The sequence below is a fragment of the Leucobacter allii genome, assembly GCF_022919155.1.
GTDB lineage: Bacteria > Actinomycetota > Actinomycetes > Actinomycetales > Microbacteriaceae > Leucobacter > Leucobacter allii.
This window is the reverse complement of record NZ_CP095045.1, coordinates 1,047,317-1,063,902: the sequence shown is the minus strand read 5'-3', so window position 1 is coordinate 1,063,902 and position 16,586 is coordinate 1,047,317. Positions and strand designations below refer to the sequence as shown.

16 protein-coding genes and 1 other RNA gene are annotated in these 16,586 nt (G+C 73.8%); 8 read left to right on the top strand and 9 right to left on the bottom strand.

The genetic code is table 11. The annotated features are described in order from the left end of the window. Positions 1–70: 70 nt before the first annotated feature. Both gap and MUN78_RS04925 read right to left on the bottom strand, forming a co-directional pair. Complete coding sequence (gene gap, locus MUN78_RS04930; protein WP_244729204.1) at positions 71–1,069, bottom strand: type I glyceraldehyde-3-phosphate dehydrogenase; 999 nt, start codon at positions 1,067–1,069, stop codon at positions 71–73. Positions 1,070–1,198: 129 nt separating this feature from the next. Then, positions 1,199–2,140 carry a GlxA family transcriptional regulator gene (locus MUN78_RS04925; protein WP_244693423.1) on the bottom strand — a complete coding sequence of 314 codons (942 nt, stop codon included), beginning with the start codon at positions 2,138–2,140 and terminating at the stop codon, positions 1,199–1,201. A 155-nt stretch (positions 2,141–2,295) separates the two neighbouring features. Between MUN78_RS04925 and MUN78_RS04920 the strand changes: the two genes are divergently transcribed. The 8 genes from MUN78_RS04920 (at position 2,296) to MUN78_RS04885 (ending at position 10,115) form a co-directional block, all read left to right on the top strand. After that, positions 2,296–3,309: a permease gene (locus MUN78_RS04920; RefSeq protein WP_244729202.1), complete on the top strand. Its 1,014-nt coding sequence runs from the start codon at positions 2,296–2,298 to the stop codon at positions 3,307–3,309. Continuing rightward, the gene (locus MUN78_RS04915) at positions 3,299–4,150 is read left to right on the top strand and encodes a TIGR03943 family putative permease subunit (RefSeq protein ID WP_244729200.1); all 852 of its coding nucleotides are present in this window, start codon (positions 3,299–3,301) and stop codon (positions 4,148–4,150) included. The genes MUN78_RS04920 and MUN78_RS04915 overlap by 11 nt, the downstream gene beginning before the upstream one ends. Next, positions 4,140–5,633, top strand: a complete 1,494-nt coding sequence (locus tag MUN78_RS04910) for a hypothetical protein (protein ID WP_244729199.1) — start codon at positions 4,140–4,142, stop codon at positions 5,631–5,633. The genes MUN78_RS04915 and MUN78_RS04910 overlap by 11 nt, the downstream gene beginning before the upstream one ends. Positions 5,634–5,757: 124 nt before the next feature. After that, positions 5,758–6,726 carry an alpha/beta hydrolase gene (locus MUN78_RS04905; protein ID WP_244729197.1) on the top strand — a complete coding sequence of 323 codons (969 nt, stop codon included), beginning with the start codon at positions 5,758–5,760 and terminating at the stop codon, positions 6,724–6,726. Between the two features lie 40 nt (positions 6,727–6,766). Next, positions 6,767–7,750: a helix-turn-helix domain-containing protein gene (locus MUN78_RS04900; protein WP_244729195.1), complete on the top strand. Its 984-nt coding sequence runs from the start codon at positions 6,767–6,769 to the stop codon at positions 7,748–7,750. A gap of 93 nt (positions 7,751–7,843) precedes the next feature. After that, positions 7,844–9,100 carry a flavin-dependent oxidoreductase gene (locus MUN78_RS04895; protein WP_244729193.1) on the top strand — a complete coding sequence of 419 codons (1,257 nt, stop codon included), beginning with the start codon at positions 7,844–7,846 and terminating at the stop codon, positions 9,098–9,100. Next, the gene (locus tag MUN78_RS04890; protein WP_244729191.1) at positions 9,097–9,657 is read left to right on the top strand and encodes a MarR family winged helix-turn-helix transcriptional regulator; all 561 of its coding nucleotides are present in this window, start codon (positions 9,097–9,099) and stop codon (positions 9,655–9,657) included. Before MUN78_RS04895 ends, MUN78_RS04890 begins: the two co-directional genes overlap by 4 nt. Next, positions 9,654–10,115, top strand: a complete 462-nt coding sequence (locus MUN78_RS04885) for a DUF3237 domain-containing protein (protein WP_244729189.1) — start codon at positions 9,654–9,656, stop codon at positions 10,113–10,115. Before MUN78_RS04890 ends, MUN78_RS04885 begins: the two co-directional genes overlap by 4 nt. 40 nt (positions 10,116–10,155) lie before the next feature. Here MUN78_RS04885 and chrA read toward each other — a convergent pair whose 3' ends face one another. The 7 genes from chrA to prfB form a co-directional block, all read right to left on the bottom strand. After that, positions 10,156–11,343 (bottom strand): chromate efflux transporter, encoded by a 1,188-nt coding sequence (chrA, locus tag MUN78_RS04880; protein WP_244729187.1) that lies wholly within the window; start codon positions 11,341–11,343, stop codon positions 10,156–10,158. A gap of 215 nt (positions 11,344–11,558) precedes the next feature. Beyond that, positions 11,559–11,930, bottom strand: a transfer-messenger RNA (tmRNA) gene (gene ssrA, locus MUN78_RS04875). Between the two features lie 87 nt (positions 11,931–12,017). Further along, positions 12,018–12,689: a TetR/AcrR family transcriptional regulator gene (locus tag MUN78_RS04870; protein ID WP_244729185.1), complete on the bottom strand. Its 672-nt coding sequence runs from the start codon at positions 12,687–12,689 to the stop codon at positions 12,018–12,020. 35 nt (positions 12,690–12,724) lie between these two features. Further along, the gene (gene smpB, locus MUN78_RS04865) at positions 12,725–13,201 is read right to left on the bottom strand and encodes an SsrA-binding protein SmpB (RefSeq protein WP_244693412.1); all 477 of its coding nucleotides are present in this window, start codon (positions 13,199–13,201) and stop codon (positions 12,725–12,727) included. Between the two features lie 76 nt (positions 13,202–13,277). Further along, complete coding sequence (gene ftsX, locus MUN78_RS04860; RefSeq protein WP_244693411.1) at positions 13,278–14,192, bottom strand: permease-like cell division protein FtsX; 915 nt, start codon at positions 14,190–14,192, stop codon at positions 13,278–13,280. Then, the gene (ftsE, locus tag MUN78_RS04855) at positions 14,189–15,349 is read right to left on the bottom strand and encodes a cell division ATP-binding protein FtsE (protein WP_244693410.1); all 1,161 of its coding nucleotides are present in this window, start codon (positions 15,347–15,349) and stop codon (positions 14,189–14,191) included. The genes ftsX and ftsE overlap by 4 nt, the downstream gene beginning before the upstream one ends. A 91-nt stretch (positions 15,350–15,440) precedes the next feature. Beyond that, the gene (gene prfB / locus MUN78_RS04850; RefSeq protein ID WP_244693409.1) at positions 15,441–16,550 is read right to left on the bottom strand and encodes a peptide chain release factor 2; all 1,110 of its coding nucleotides are present in this window, start codon (positions 16,548–16,550) and stop codon (positions 15,441–15,443) included. Positions 16,551–16,586: the final 36 nt, after the last annotated feature.

The following is a 16,586-nucleotide window of genomic DNA, read 5'->3' as shown; positions in this document are numbered from 1 at the left end:
CCGTCCGCACGAGCGGGCCACTCGCGCGATCGACTGCGGTCTGGAGGCCGGAGCACCGCTCCGGCTGCGCTCAGGCGGCGAGCTTCGTGAGCACCTGCACCGCGCGGTTGGAGAAGCCCCACTCGTTGTCGTACCAGGCGGTCACCTTGACGTGCCTGCCGTCCACGTGGGTGAGTTCGGAGTCGAACACCGAGGAGTGCGGGTCGCCGACGATATCGGAGGAGACCAGCGGCTCCTCCGAGTACTCGAGCACCCCGGCGAGCGGCCCGGCGGCGGCGGCGCGATAGGCCGCGAGCACCTCGTCCCTCGTGACCTCGCGGGAGACCGTGGCCGTGAGCTCGACGATCGATCCGACGGGCACCGGCACCCGCACGGAGCCCCCGCTGAGCTTGCCGTCGAGCTGCGGCAGCACGAGCCCGATCGCCGTCGCGGCGCCCGTCGAGGTCGGCACGATGTTCAGGCCGGCGGCACGGGCACGGCGCAGGTCGGCGTGCGGCGCGTCCTGCAGGCGCTGGTCGGCCGTGTAGGCGTGCACGGTGAGCATGGACCCGTACTCGATCCCGGCGAGCTCGTCGAGCACCTGCGCGATGGGGGCGAGGGCGTTCGTCGTGCACGAGGCGTTCGAGAGGATCGTGTGCTGCTCGGGGTCGTAGAGCCCGTCGTTCACGCCGACCACGACGGTCAGGTCCGCGCCCTTCGCCGGCGCACTCACGAGCACGCGGCGGGCACCGGCCTCGACGTGCTTGTGGGCGTCCTCCCGCTTCGTGAAGAAGCCCGTCGACTCGAGCACGGCGTCGACGCCGAGCTCCCCCCAGGGGAGCTTCGCGGGGTCGCGCTCCGCGAGGATCTTGATGCGGCGTTCGCCGACGATGAGGTCGCCGCCGTCGACGGAGACGGGCTCCGGGAGCTTGCCGTACAGGCTGTCACGTGCAAGCAGGTGGGCCAGCGTCGCCGCGTCCGTGAGGTCGTTGATCGCGACGAGCTCCAGTCCGCTGTCCTGCTCGAGCATCGCGCGCAGCACCCCGCGTCCGATGCGTCCGAAGCCGTTGATTGCCACTCGACCGGTCATGAATATGCGTTCCCTTTCAGATACCGGGTCACTCGTTGTCCAGTACTAGATTGGACCGTTCCGAGCGGGGCGACCAGTGGCACAGATGCCATAGTTCGAACCTAATCTGCCAACGCTCGGGCGTGTCGCTCAGGACCCCTCGGAGAAGGCCCTCCGGTACTCCGTCGGGGTCGTCCCGAGCACCGCGCGGAAGTGCCTGCGGAGGTTCGTGGCGGTGCCGAGGCCGACGGTCGCGGCGATCTCGTCGACGCCGAGATCCGTCTCCTCGAGGATCTCCCTGGCGCGATCCACGCGGGCCCGCATCACCCACTGCATGGGCGTGTACCCGGTTTCGTCGAGGAACCGCCGGGAGAAGGTGCGCGGCGACACCCTGGCGTGCTCCGCGAGACGGGCGATCCCGATCGGATCGCCGAGGTGCCGCAGCGCCCATTCGCGCGTCTGCGCGAATCGCTCCCCGTGGGTCTCCGGCACGCTCTGCGGCACGAACTGCGCCTGACCCCCGCTGCGGTAGGGCGCCGCGACGAGCCGGCGCGCCGCGTGGTTCGCGACGGCCATCCCCGACTCCTTGCGGAGGATGTGCAGGCAGAGGTCGATGCCGGAGGCGGCGCCCGCGGAGGTGAGCACGGAGCCCTCATCGACGAAGAGCACGCGCTCGTCGACGCGGATCCGCGGGTAGCGCTCGGCGAGAATCCGCGAGTAGTGCCAGTGGGTCGTCGCGCGGAGCCCGTCGAGGAGCCCGGTCTCGGCGAGCGCGAACGCCCCCGTCGAGATCGCGGCGAGGCGCGCGCCCCGCGCGTGGGCCGCGCGGAGCGCGTCCGCGAGCGCCGCAGGCGGCGGCTCCCGGTCGGGGTGGCGGTATCCGGGCACGAAGACGAGGTCGGCCGCTTCGAGCGCCTCGAGGCCGTGCTCGACGTGATAGGAGAGGCCGTCGCCGCCCGCGATGGCGCCGGGACGGACGCCGCAGACGTCGACCGAGTACGGCATGCTGGCCCGCGTCGTGAACACCTGGGCGGGGATGCCGACATCGAGGGGCTTGGCCCCCTCGAGCACGACGACCGCGACCCGTCTCATGCGGCCCAGCCTAGCGCGCGGCCGCGCGGCCGCGCGGCGAGCCGGGTCGCCGCGGCGACGGCGCGGCGCCGAGGGGAACCGCCCGCCCCATGCCCTACACTGATATTCGTTCTCATTCGCAGCAATCGGTCGTCTCGCACGCCGGAGGGGGATGCATGCCGTCGACCGCGCGGCCCGCGCGCACGGGCCCGGCCCTCCGCATCGCGTTCGGCGCCGCGATCGCCCTCGCCCTCCTGGCCGCGCTGCTCGCCGTCCGCGCCGCGAGCGGCGCCCTGCTCCCCGGCCTGCCCGCCGCGGCGGCGGACCTCGTGACGCTCTCCCTCAGCGTGTTCATCGAGTCCCTGCCCTTCGTCTTCCTCGGGATCGTCTGCTCGACGCTCGTCCGCGTCTGGGTCCCCGAGCGCGTCATCGATCGCGTCCTCCCGCGTTCCCCGGCGCTCCGCCGCGCCGCGCTCTCCCTGGTCGGCGTCGTCATGCCCGTCTGCGAGTGCGGCAACGTGCCGCTCGCCCGCGGGCTCATGATGCGCGGCTTCTCCGTGGCCGAGGCCGCCACGTTCCTCCTCGCCGCACCGATCCTGAACCCCGTCACGATCCTGACGACCTACCACGCCTTCGGCTGGGACCACGGGATCCTGATCGCCCGCATCGCGGGCGGCTTCGCCGTCGCGAATCTCGTCGGATGGCTCCTCAGCACCCACCCCGAGCCGGGGGCGCTGCTCGAACCTCGATTCCGCGCCGCGTGCGGCCACGAGCATGCGGCGCCTGGCGGGCGCCTGCGGCGCAGCCTCGAGGGCCTCGCGGAGGAGACGAGCGCGCTGCTGCCGGCGCTCGTCATCGGCTCCGCGCTCGCCGGGGCCATCCAGGTCGGCGTCCCGCGGGAGCTCCTGCTCGTCCTCGGCGCCCATCCGCTCTGGTCCGCGCTCGCCCTCATGGCGCTCGCCTTCGTCATCTCGATCTGCTCGAGCGTCGATGCCTTCTTCATCCTGTCGCTGGGCTCGACGTTCATGCCGGGCAGCATCGTCGCCTTCCTGCTCTTCGGCGCGATGATGGATCTCAAGATGCTCGCGCTGCTGCGCACGACGTTCCGCGGTCGGGCGCTCGCGTATCTCGCGGCCGTCGTCGGGCTGAGCTGCCTCGTGATCGGATGGGGGATGAACCTTGTCGCGTAGCACCGGCTCCCGGCTCTGGATCGGACCGGTCCTCGGCATGATCGGGATCGCGGCCGTGCTGTGGCTCGCCGCCACCGGCCGGCTCGGCTGGTACATCCATCCGCGCTACGCGGCCTTCACCGTCACGATGTGCGCCGTCGCGGCGCTCGGTCTCGCGGGCGCCGCCTCCCTGCTGATCGAGCGGACGCGGAACGGGCCGGGCCGGGAGGCGGACGCCGGGCGCGCGGGCGGGACCGTCGCCGCGTCGGTCGACCGTCACGGTCGACCGGCCCGACGCGCGAGACTCGCGGAGCAGGGAGGGTGGCTGCTCGTCGCGCTCGCCTGCGCCGGGCTGCTCATCGCCCCGCCCGCCACGCTCTCGACCGCGCTCGCCCAGCAGCGCCAGCTCGCCGAGGGGACCTCGGCGACGAGCCTCCCCGCCGCGCCCGGCGGACCGGGCACGGCGCCCGCCGAGGCCGCAGGCGACGGGGACGCGGCTGACGGCGACGCGCCGACCGTGCGCGACTGGGCGGGGATGCTCCGGCAGAACGGCGGCGTCGCCCTCGAGGGCCGTCGCGCGACCATCAGCGGTTTCGTGCTCGCCGACGGCACGGACGCCGGGAGCGCGGCCGCGGAGTTCGCCGTCGCCCGATTCGCCGTGTCCTGCTGCGCGGTCGACGCGCAGCCGGTGGGGGTGCCCGTCGCGCTCGCGGGCTGGGCGGACCGGTACGCCGAGGGGAGCTGGGTGCGGGTCGCCGGCGTCTTCGTCGCGAACCCCGACCCGACGAGCCCGAACGCCGTGGTGCTGCGGCCCGCCGAGATCACCGAGATCGACGCACCGGAGGATCCGTATGTGTACTGAGCGCGGAGGCGGCGAGCGCGGACGCAGCCGCGGACGGCGCTCCGTCGTGCGGGCCGCCGCCGTCGCCCTGCTGGCCCTCCTGGCGCTCGGCCTCGCCGCGGCGAACCTCGCCCAGGGGCCCCGGCTGCGGACGGCCGAGGTGCACCCCGGGCTCGTCGTCTCCCGCACCGACCAGCGTCTGGTGCTCCGCCTGAATCAGCCGCTCGAGGCGCTCGCGCCCGGCGATGTCGACGTCTCACCCGACGCCCCCTTCGTCCTTTCGACGGAGGGGTCCGACGTCACCATCCGCTTCACCGGCATGCTCGCCACCGACACCCGGTACACCGTCGAGGCGCTCGTGCGCAGCGCGGCGCTCGGCACGACGCGCACGGTCGGGACGGCGTTCACCACGGCCGATCCGCCCGTCACCACCCTCGTCGGCGGCGAGCGCATCCTCGAGCACCGCCTCGGCGATCCCGCGGCGACGCGCACCGTGCTCGACGCCGCGACGCTCCCCGGCGCGCCCGCCATCCGGGAGTTCGCCGCCTCCGGGGACCGCCTCGCCGTCGTCACGGACGCCCTGCCGACGGGCGGCGCGGTCGAGCCTTCGGGACGGACCGCCCCGGGGTCGGAACTGCGCCTCGTGACGGTGCCCGCCCGCGACGGCGAGGCGCACGGGATGAGCGATCCGGACGCCGCGGGCGCGACGGCTCCGGGCGCCGCCCCACGGCTCCCGCTCATCGCGCTCGACCGGCTCGAGCAGCTCCGCGCCGATCCGCGGGGCGGCCTGATCGGCGTGGTGGGCAGCGGCACCGGCACCGACGGGGTCGCGCGCGACCGCACGCTCTTCCTCATCGACGCCGCCCCGGGCGTCGACGCCCCCGCGGTCACCGCCCTCGCCGACGCCGACGGGACGCCGCTCGTCGTCGACGACTGGCGCTTCGTGCCGGGCACCGGCGCGGTCGTCGTGCGGGACGGCTCCGGGAGGATCCTCCTCTCCGAGTCCTTCCCCGAGGCGCGCGTCACCGATCTCGGCCTCGCCGGGCCGGGGCGCGCCCCGGAGCTGGGCGCGCTGCTGCCTGGCGGGACCGCGCTCGCCGTGCTCGACGCGGCGGGCGGCGATGCGCGGATCCTGGAGCTCTCGGGGGCCCGGACCGGCGACGTGCGGCTTCCGCTCCCGGAGACGTCGGCGCTCGTCCCGTCCGGTGCCCCCGCCGGCGGGGCCCTCCACCTGGACGCGGGGACCGTCGTCGACGTCGTCGCCGCATCCGACGGATCCGAGCGCATCGAACTGCGCACCGCGGCGGGCTCGCGGACGCTCTACGCCCCCGCGGCGAAGGACACGCGCATCGGGCGGATCTGCCTCTCGCCGAACGGCGAACGGCTCGCGGTCGAGCGCCTCCCCGCGCAGGGCGGCGAGGCCTCGACGAGCTTCCTCGCGATCGACGGCGAGGCCGCCGCGCCCCGCTCGGTGATCGGCGGCGCGCCCAGCTGGTGCGCCTGAGGGGCGATGCGCCGTGGCGGGTCGGGACCGTCGGCATCCCGGCCGTCCGGCGGGTGCGCCGCACATGCGCGTGGCGAAGAATGGCAGTGTCGCGACGAGGCGACGACGGAACGAAGGAGTTCGCATGACGACCGAGACCCGGTATCCCCCGTTCGACCCCGAGCTCGGCGCCGCGCTCGCGGTCCTGGCCGAGGTTTCCCCGCCGACGATCACGCCGGAGATGATCCCGGCGATGCGCACCGGCAATCCGGCGCTCGCGATCGACGACGACGCGTTCGACGCGGCCGGCCTCGAGCGGCGCGATGTCGAGATCCCCGGCTACCGGGGCGATGCGATCATCGTCAGCATCGTGCAGGCACGAGGACGCACCGGCACGGGACCCGGCATCTACCACACCCACGGCGGCGGCATGATCATCGGGGACCGCTGGACCGGGATCGCGGGGCTCTTCGGCTGGATCGTGAAGCACAACGCGGTCGCCGTGACCGTCGAGTACCGGCTCGCGCCCGAGTTCCCCGACCCCGTGCCCGTCGAGGACTGCTACGCCGGGCTCGCGTGGACGGCGGAGCACGCGGCGGAGCTCGGCATCGACCCCGACCGGCTGCTCATCGCGGGCGGCAGCGCCGGCGGCGGGCTCGCCGCGGGCACGGCGCTCCTGGCGCGGGACCGGGGAGGCCCCCGACTGTGCGGGCAGCTGCTCATGTACCCGATGATCGACGACCGCGACACGACGGTGTCGACCCGGCAGATCGACGGGGTCGGCGTCTGGGACCGCACGAGCAACCTCACCGGATGGACGGCCCTCCTCGGGGATCGACGGGGCGGCGACGACGTCTCCATCTACGCCGCGCCGGCGCGCGCCACGGATCTCTCCGGCCTGCCGCCCGCCTTCATCGACTGCGGCTCCTCCGAGGTGTTCCGGGATGAGGACGTCGCCTACGCCTCGGCGATCTGGGCCGCCGGCGGCGACGCCGAGCTCCACGTCTGGCCCGGCGGATTCCACGCCTTCGAGGGGTTCGCCCCTCAGGCGGCCCTGTCGCAGAAGATGCTCGCGGCGCGCGACAATTGGGTGGACCGCATACTCGGGTCCTGAGGGCGCACGGCGCCCGACGAGCGTGCAGGGAGGAGTGCCGATGCAGGAACTCGCCGGGCGCCTGTCGGCGCTCTCCCCCGAGGCCGGGGAGTCGCTCAAGGTCATCGCCTACTTCGACGCGCTCGTGGCGGACGGCGCGGGGCTCGAGGCCGTCGTGCGCGCCGCCGCCGTGCTCGGCGGCGCGCCGGCCGCCGCGATCCTGCCCGGGCGCCGCATCCGCGTCGACGCCGACGGGGTGCGCAGCCGCGACGCCGCCGACACGGCCGGGGCGCCGGACTGGCCCGAGCTCCGTGCCGGCGGCGCGGCGGTGCGGTTGGAGCGCTCGGGCGAACCGCAGCCGCACGACGAGCTGATCCTCGAGCGGTTCCTGCTCGCCGTGTCCGCGCTCGACGCGCGCAGCCATCCGGAGGCGACGGCCCTCGAGATCCTGCTCGACGGCGCGCGCTCCGAGGCCGAGCGGGCGACGGCCGCCGCCCGCCTGCGGCTCTCCTCCGGCGCGCCTGTCGCCGTCTGGGCCCTCCGGGCGGAGGACGCGGAACCGGGCACCGGCCGCGGCGCCGTGCTGGTCGACCGCCTCGGGCCGCTGCGCGCGCGACTCGCGGATCCCGCGGCCCCCGCCCCGGGGGAGCCCGCCGGTACGGCGGTCGCGCCGCACCCGGGAGCGCTCCCCGACGCCTGGCGCGACGCGAGGATCGCGCTCCGGCTCGCCGACCGGCGGCGGCCGGTCGTGCGCGCCGAGGACCTGGGCGTCCTCATCGAGCTCGCCCGGTCTGAGGCGTCCCGGATCCGCGCGCACCCCGACGTCGCCGCGCTGTCCCCGCTCGACGCGCGCACGCTCGAACTCCTGGACGCGCTCGTGCGGGCGCCGAGCGTGCGCGCCGCCGCGGAGGAGCTCGGCGTGCACCACAGCAGCCTGCAGCAGCGGCACGCCTCGCTCGTGCGGCAGCTCGGCTACGACCCCCGCGCGGCCGACGGCCGGCTCCGCTTCGAGGCCGCGCGCATGATGGGCCGGCTCTCCGACTGATGCCGCCGCCGCGGAGTGGACATCGGCGCCGGGCTGCATTAGTTTTGTCACAAAATCACTAGCGCGGTCCGCCGGACCGGTACGGGAGGATCGATGAGGATCGCGATCGCGGGGGCCGGCATCGGCGGACTGCTCACGGCGCTGAGCCTCGAGGCCGCGGGCTTCGACGACATCGGCGTCTACGAACGCTCGGCGGAGATCCGCGGCCTCGGCGTCGGCATCAACCTCCTCCCCCACGCCGTCCGCGAACTCACCGAGCTCGGGATCGTCGACGACATCGCGGCGCACGCCGTCCGGCCGACGTCGCTCGCCTACTTCAACGCCTTCGGCCAGTCGATCTGGAGCGAACCGCGCGGCACCGCGGCGGGCTACCGCTGGCCGCAGCTGTCGGTGCACCGCGGCCGGCTCCAGCTCGTCCTCCGGGACCTCGTCCGGGAACGGCTGGGCGAGGTGATCCGCACCGACCATCGACTCGTCGACGTCCGCTCCGGGGCGGACGCCGCGGGCCGCGCGCTCGCGCGCTTCGCCACCGGACGGGGCGCGCAGGAGGTCGCGGCCGACGTCGTCATCGGCGCCGACGGCATCCACTCCGCGCTCCGCGCGCAGCACTACCCCGCCGAGGGCGCCCCGCCCTCGAACGGGCTGACCCTGTGGCGCGGCGTCGCGCGCGCCGCCCCCTTCCTCGACGGGCGCACCATGATCATGGCGGGCGACGGGGAGCTGAAGTTCGTCGCCTACCCGCTCGGGCCGGTCGAGGCGGACGGGCGGATGCCCATCAACTTCATCGCGGAGCGCCGCGAGGCCGGCGGCGCATCGCGCGCCGCCGAGTGGAACCGCGCCGTGCCCGTGGAGCCGATCGCCGAACGCTTCGCGGACTGGCGCTTCGACTGGCTCGACGTCCCCGCCCTCATCCGCTCCGCCGACGAGATCCTCGAGTACCCCATGGTCGACCGCGACGCGCTGCCGCGCTGGACCTTCGGGAACGCGACGCTGCTCGGCGACGCGGCCCACGCGATGTACCCGAACGGCTCGAACGGGGCCTCGCAGGCCGTGCTCGACGCGCGCACGCTCGCGCACCGCCTCGCGACGGCGGCGACGCCGGAGGAGGGGCTCGCGGCCTACGAGGCCGAGCGCCGCCCGGCCACGACGGCGCTCCACGCGCAGACGCGCGGCACGGGACCGGAGCGGGTGATGCTCCTCGCCGCCGAACGGGCGCCGCAGGGCTTCGCGCACATCCACGAGGTGATCGCGCCCGAGGAGCTCGAGGACATCGCCGCGGGCTACAAGCGCGCGGCCGGATTCCATCCCGAGTCCCTGAACGCGCGCTCGTCGCTGACCGTGCGCGGATGACCGCTGCGCCCGGAGCCTCGGCCGGCTTCGACCCGGCACGGCTCGCCGCCGTGATCTCGCCGCTGCGGCGCACGCTGCTCGCGGCCGCGCGCGCGGCGGGTTCCCTCCCCGACATCCCCGACGCGCAGATCCAGATCATCCGCGCGCTCGAGACGGCCGAGGCCCCCACGCCGGGCGAGCTCGCCACGCGGCTGCGGCTCGACCGCTCGACGATCAGCAACCTGCTCGCGGCGATGGAGCGCTCCGGCCTCGTCGAGCGACGACGCAGCCCCGCGGACCGCCGCTTCGTGCGGGTCAGCCTCTCCGCCCGGGCGCGCGGGATCTTCGCCGCCTTCGACGACGCGAGCTCCCGGCTCCTCGCCCGCGCGAGCGGGGCGCTGCGCCCCGAGGAGCTCGCGACGATCGGCGCCGCCCTGCCCGCGCTCGAGCGGCTCTCCGAGGCGCTCGCCGACGCCCCTGAACCCGACCCCGATCCCGCGGACCGCGCCGGTCCCGCGGCCGCCATCGATCCCGCGGCCGTCGCCACGAGCGGCGGCGCAGAACAGGAACGAGCATGACCCTCCCCGTCCCCTCCCTCGCGCACGTCTTCGACGTCGAGGTCGCCCTCGGCGCCCTCGAGGACCACGGCGCCACCCGCGCCGGGCACCGGCGCGTCATCCCCATCGTCGGCGGCAGGATCACCGGCGCGCTCGAGGCCGAGATCCTGCCGGGCGGCGCCGATTGGCAGATCGTGCGGTCGGACGGTTCGATCGAGATCGACGGCCGCTACTCCGCGCGCACGACCGCGGGCGAACTGCTGTACCTCCAGGCGAACGGGGTGCGCAGCGGCGAGCCCGCGGTGCTCGAGGCGCTGCTGCGGGGCGAGGCCGTCGATCCCGCCGACTACTACTTCCGCACCGTCGTCACCATCGAGACGTCGGCGGAACGCCTCGCCGCCTATCAGCGCGCCCTCTTCCTCGCGGTCGCCGAGCGCGGCGCCGACGTCGTGCGCTACTCCACGTACCGCTTCGCCTGAACCGTCCGTCGCCGCGCGCTCAGGCCCAGGCGGCGCCCGCTCAGGCCCAGGCGGCGCCCGCTCCCGTCCCGGCCCCGAGGAGCCCCGCGAGCACGCCGCCGACGGCGCCCGCGAGGACGACCGCCCAGACGGGCAGCCGTCCCCCGACGAGCAGGAGCAGGCAGCCCGCCGCGATGAGCGCCGGCGCGACGCCGGTCACCCCGGTGCGGATGACCGGGTCCCAGAGCGCTGCGGCCAGGATGCCCACGACCGCGGCGTTCGCCCCGGCCAGCGCGGCCCGCGCGGCCCATCGCCCGCGGAGGCGTTCCCAGAACGGCAGCACGCCCACGAGGAGCAGGAGCCCGGGTGCGAAGACGGCCACCAGCGCGAGGAGCGCCCCGAGCGGGGCGGCGGGGCCCGGCTGCATCTCGAAGCCGAGGAAGGCCGCGAATGCGAAGAGCGGCCCCGGCAGCGCCTGGGCCGCCCCGTACCCGGCGAGGAAGCGCTCGGGCGGCACCGCCGCGGCGATCGCCGGCTCGGCCTGCAGCAGCGGCAGCACGACGTGGCCGCCGCCGAAGACGAGCGCGCCCGCGCGGGTGAACGCGTCGGCGATCGCAGCCCAGGGGTCGTGGGTGACGCGGGCGAGGATCGGCAGGCCGGCGAGCAGGAGGCCGACGGCGAGCAGCGCGGCGATGCCGGCCCGGCGCGGCACGCGCACGGCGAGCGGCTCCGCCGGGCCCTCGGCCCCGGTGCGACAGCAGACGATGCCGGCGAGCAGGCCGACGGGGATCGCGACGAGCTGGCCGAGGCCGCCGGGCACGAGCAGCGCGAGAGCCGCCGCCGCCGCGGCGATGAGGATGCGGCGCAGCTCGGGGGCGAGGGTGCGCGCCATCCCCCAGACGGCGTGCGCGACGACGGCGACCGCGACGGCCTGCAGGCCGAGCACGAGGCCAGATCCGAGCGGACCGTCGAGGGAGACGGCGCCGACGGCGAAGAGGACGATCAGGAGGGCCGAGGGCAGCGTGAACGCGGTCCACGCCGCGACGGCGCCGAGCGGCCCGCCGCGGAGCAGCCCGAGGGCGAAGCCGAGCTGGCTCGAAGCCGGTCCGGGCAGGAACTGGCAGAGGGCGAGGAGCTCGGCGTACTGCGCCTCGCTCGCCCAGCGCCGGCGCACGACGAGCTCCTCGCGGAAGTATCCGAGGTGGGCGACCGGACCGCCGAAGGAGGTGACGCCGAGTCGGAGGAACACCCGGAAGACCTCTGCCGCCCGACTCGCGCTCCGCGCAGGGCCGCCGGCGGCCGCGTCGGAGTTCACGCCGCGGACGTGCCGTCGACGGGCCGCGCGGCACGGGTCTCGCTCATGCCCACGATGGTACCGGCCGGCGCCATCGCGAGCAGCCCGGACACGCGCGGGCCCCGAGGTGTTCACCTCGGGGCCGCGCTCCGCGCATGATGCGAACGCTCTCGTGGAGCCGCGGGGAATCGAACCCCGGTCCACTTCGACGATTCCGTGCCTTCTACGAGCGTAGTTCGTGCAAGCGTTCTACTCGGCCCCGTCCGTTGTCACGAACACCTCAGACGACAGGCCCAGTTCCAGTGCAAGTCCCGGTACGCCCTGAAACGCGACGCACCAGCAAGCCCCCTCAATGACGCCAGGAAACCGGGGCGGAGGCCCACCCGACCTGACGGACTCGGTCTCGTGCTTAGGCAGCGAGAGCGAAGTCGGTGCGCTTAGCGTTGGCACCTATGGTGTGCGAAGGGCGTTTACGAGATAACTCCGCGTCCTCGGCCCGCTTCTCACAGTCTCAAATCGACGTGTCGAAACCGATCGGCCCCGAGCGTGCACCACGGGGGTGCGGTCGGGGCGTTCGCATCATGCGCTGTGGAATTGTCGTGCTCCGACGCTGCCGCCGGAGCACACCATCATACCACGTCCGCGTCGTCCGCGTCGAGGGCCGCGGCCACCGCGGCGGCGAGCTCGTCGGGGTCGAGGCCGAGCAGCCAGGCGCTCGCGTCCACGACGAACGACGCGTACGCCGCGTCGCCGATCGCGGCGCTGTTCGCGTACGCTCCGAAGCCGTCGACCGCGATGAAGATCCGCACGCTCGCGGCGCGGGCGTCCGCCGCACGGAAGGCGCCGGCGTCGACGCCCGCGCGCACGAGCTCCGCCAGCCGGTCCTGGTCGAGGCGCTCCTGCTCCTCAAGCGCGCCCGCGAGCGCGGGCGAGAAGCGGGCGAGATGCCGCGCGTTCAGCCACAGCCGCGCCTGGGCGATCCCCTCCTCCGTGCCGACGCTCCCGAGGAATCGCGCGAGGCGCGCGAGCGGCCCGGCGTCATCGCCCGCCGCCCCGCGGCCGAGGTGGCGCTCCCGATCCCCCGTCACGGCCGCGGCGAAGGCCTCGACCACGAGCGACTCGGCCGCCGGGAAGTAGTGGCTGATGAGCCCGGGGCGGACCCCGAGCCTCTCGGCGACGGCGCGCAGCGTCACCCGTTCGAGGCCGTCGGCGAGCGCGATCCCGGCGGCCTCGGCGACGATCTCGGCGCGCCGCTCCCCGGCGGGCTTGCGCACCCGAGCCCCGCGCGTCACCTCCGGCATGGCCTCAGTCTATTGGCCCGGACGCCAACAGCGGGTCACTCCCCCATGCGGTTCTTCGTGCGCATGGCCCGCTCGGCCTCGCGCTTGTCCTGCCGTTCGCGCAGGGTCTGCCGCTTGTCGTACTCGCGCTTGCCCCGCGCGAGCGCGATCTCCACCTTCGCCCGGCCGTCGAGGAAGTACAGGCGCAGCGGGATGATCGTCATGCCGCCCTCGCGGGTCTTCTGGAAGAGCTTGTCGATCTGCTGGCGGTGCAGCAGCAGCTTCCGCTTGCGGCGCGGCGCGTGGTTCGTCCACGAGCCGTTGAGGTACTCCGGGATGTACGCCGCGTCGAGCCAGGCCTCACCGCGCTCGATGAAGACGTAGCCGTCCACGAGCGAGGCGCGCCCCATGCGCAGCGACTTCACCTCGCTGCCCGTGAGCACCATCCCCGCCTCGTAGGTGTCGAGGATGAGGTACTCGTGACGCGCCTTCTTGTTGGAGGCGATCAGCTTCTCGCCGGTCTCCTTGGGCATCTCCTCATCCTCTCGCTCGCGGGCCGAAGCACCAGCGTAGCGCACCGCGGCCCCGCACCGCGCCGGATCCGCGCCGCTAGACCCTGAGGTAGCGGGTGATCGCGATCTTCGCCGCGATCGCCGACAGCACGACGCCGATGAGGATCAGCACGGGCGGCACGACGAGGGACTGCTCCACCGTGATGTAGCTCGTGAACGGCACCTCGCTCGCGAGGACGCCCTGCACGAAGAACTTCACGATCGCGACCGACGCCGCGCTCGCGAGCACCGCGCCGACGAGTGCCGCGATGATCCCCTCCAGGATGAACGGGGTCTGGATGAAGCGGTTGGACGCGCCCACCAGGCGCATGATCCCGATCTCCCGCCTGCGCGAGAACGCCGAGAGCCTGATGGTGGTCGAGATGAGCAGCATCGCCGCGACGAGCATGAGCCCGGCGATGGCGATGGCGGTGTAGCTCGCGACGCCGAGGAACAGGAAGATCCGGTCGAGGAGGCTCCGCTGGTCGGACACGCTCTGCACGCCGGGGATGCCGGCGAAGGTCTCCTGGATGATGTCGGAGCGCGACGGGTCGGAGAGCTTCACCCAGAAGGTCTGGTTGAGCTGCTCGGGCTTCGTGATCTCCACGATCGGGTTGCCCGCGAACTGCTCGGTGAACTGCTCGTAGGCCTCGTCGTGGTCGACGAAGAACGTCTCGTCGATGTACGGCGCGAGGGTGTCGGACTCGAGCGCGTCGCGCACGGCGGCGATCTCCTCCTCGCCCGCGTCGGTGCCGGCGCAGGTCGAGCTCTCGTCGTACGCCGTGCAGAGGTAGATCGCGACCTGCGCGCGGTCGTACCAGAAGGTCTTCATCTGCTGGATCTGCAGCTGCATGATGATCGCCGCGCCCACGAAGGTGAGCGACACGAAGGTCACGAGCACGACCGAGATGACCACCGAGAGATTGCGGCGCAGCCCGTTCCAGACCTCGCCGAGTACCAGTCCCGCCCTCATCGCACCGGCCCCACATCCGTCTGATCGTCGTCCTTGCGGTTCAATCCGAGGTGCTCGGCGAGGCTGCCGGTCTCGGACATCTGCACGGGATCGGGGCGATCCGGGTCCAGGAAGCCGGGGATGCGGCGCTCCTGCGGACCGTCCGGCCGCAGCGTGTCCTCGTCGACGCCGTCGTCCTCCCCGCCGAGCGGGTTCGGCTCCTCGAAGACGCTCGCGCTGCGCGCGGGCACGACGACCGTGTCGGTGTCGGCGGCGGGCTCGTCCGCGCCGGCCGCCGGCGGGCGCGCGGCCTCGGGCGCCTGCGGCGCGGGCATCGCGATCGCGGCCGTCTCCGCGGCGACCGCGGCCTCCACGTGCTCGGCCGAGTCGGTCTCGGGGGCCGCCTGCGGCGAGAGCGCGGCCCGGACGACCGCCTCCGTCGTGCGGAGCACCTGCACGCCCTGGGCGGAGAGGTCGGAGACCGGGATCGAGGCGGTCTCGCCGTAGCCGCCGCCCACCTCGTCGCGCACGACAGCGCCCTGCGAGAGCTCGACGACGCGCTGCTGCATGATGTCCACGAAGGCGGCCTCGTGGGTCGCCATGACGACGGTCGTGCCCGCCGCGTTGATCGCGCGCAGCAGCTGCATGATGCCGAGGCTCGTGGCCGGGTCGAGGTTGCCCGTCGGCTCGTCGGCGAGCAGGATCGCGGGCTTGTTCACGATCGCGCGGGCGATCGCGACGCGCTGCTGCTCGCCGCCGGAGAGCTCGTGGGGGAAGCGCTTCGCCTTGTTCGCGAGCCCCACCATCTCGAGGGTGTCTGGCACAGCCTCCTGGATGAAGCCGCGGGACTTGCCGATGACCTGCAGCGAGAACGCGACGTTGTCGTAGACGGTCTTGTTCGTCAGCAGGCGGAAGTCCTGGAAGACGGTGCCGAGATTGCGGCGGAAGTAGGGCACCTTCCGCGAGGAGATCTTGCTGAGGTCCTGCCCCAGCACGTGGATCTTGCCCGAGCTCGGCTGATCCTCACGCAGGACCAGGCGCAGGCAACTGGACTTCCCGGATCCCGAGGCGCCGACGATGAACACGAACTCGCCGCGGTCGATGTTCATATCGACGCGGTCGAGCGCGGGCTTCGCCGTGCCCCGGTATTTCTTGGTGACGTTCTCGAAGAGGATCATGACGTGACGACCCTACGCCGGTTCCCGCGGTGCGCCGCGCAGGCGCGCAGGGGTTGCGGGCATTCCCAGGATGCCGGGGCGCCTCCCGGGATCAGTCGTTCTTCGCGAGCGAGCGCCAGCGGATCCCCGCCGCGATGAAGCCGTCGAGGTCGCCGTCGAAGACCGCGTCGGGCTGCGAGGACTCGTGGCCCGTGCGCAGGTCCTTCACGAGCTGCTGGCCGTAGAGGAAGTAGGAGCGGATCTGGTCGCCCCAGCTCGCCGTGATGCTGCCGGCGAGCTCCTTCTTCTTGGCGGCCTCCTCCTCGCGCTGCAGCAGGAGCAGGCGGGTCTGCAGCACGCGCATCGCGGCGGCGCGGTTCTGGATCTGCGACTTCTCGTTCTGCATCGAGACGACGATGCCCGTCGGGATGTGGGTGATGCGCACGGCCGAGTCGGTGGTGTTGACGGACTGGCCTCCTGGCCCGGAGGAGCGGTAGACGTCGACGCGGATGTCCGTCTCCGGCACATCGACCTCGGTCGCCTCCTCGAGCAGCGGGATCACCTCGACGCCGGCGAAGCTCGTCTGCCGCTTGTCGGCCGAGCCGAACGGGCTGATGCGCGCGAGGCGGTGCGTGCCGGCCTCGACGGAGATGGTGCCGAAGGCGTAGGGCGCGTCGATCTCGAAGGTGGCGGACTTGATCCCCGCGCCCTCCGCGTAGGAGGTGTCGAGCATCTTCGTCGCGTAGCCGTGCTGCTCGGCCCAGCGGAGGTACATGCGCAGCAGCATCTCGGCGAAGTCGGTGGCGTCGTCGCCGCCCGCGCCGGAGCGGATCGTGACGACGGCGGCGCGCTCGTCGTACTCGCCGGACAGCATCGTCTGCACCTCGAGGTCCTGCATGACCTTCTCGAGCGCATGCAGCTCGTCGGCCGCCTCGGCGAGCGCGTCCGCGTCCTCCATCTCCTGCGCCAGCTCGACGAGGACCTCGAGGTCGTCGATGCGGCCCTCGACGCCGCGGAGCCGCTTCACGCGCGCCTGCCGATGCGACAGGCCGCTCGTCACCTGCTGCGCGGCGGCGGGGTCGTCCCACAGCCCGGGCGCCGCGGCCTGCTCCTCGAGCTCCGCGATCTCCCGATCGAGCTTCGGCAGGTCGGACACCGCGGCGATGTCGGCGTAGGTCGCGCGGAGCGCGCGGATGCGGGCGCTGAAGTCAAGATCGAGCATGATCCCCTAGCCTACCCGTCGCGACGCCTCCGCGGC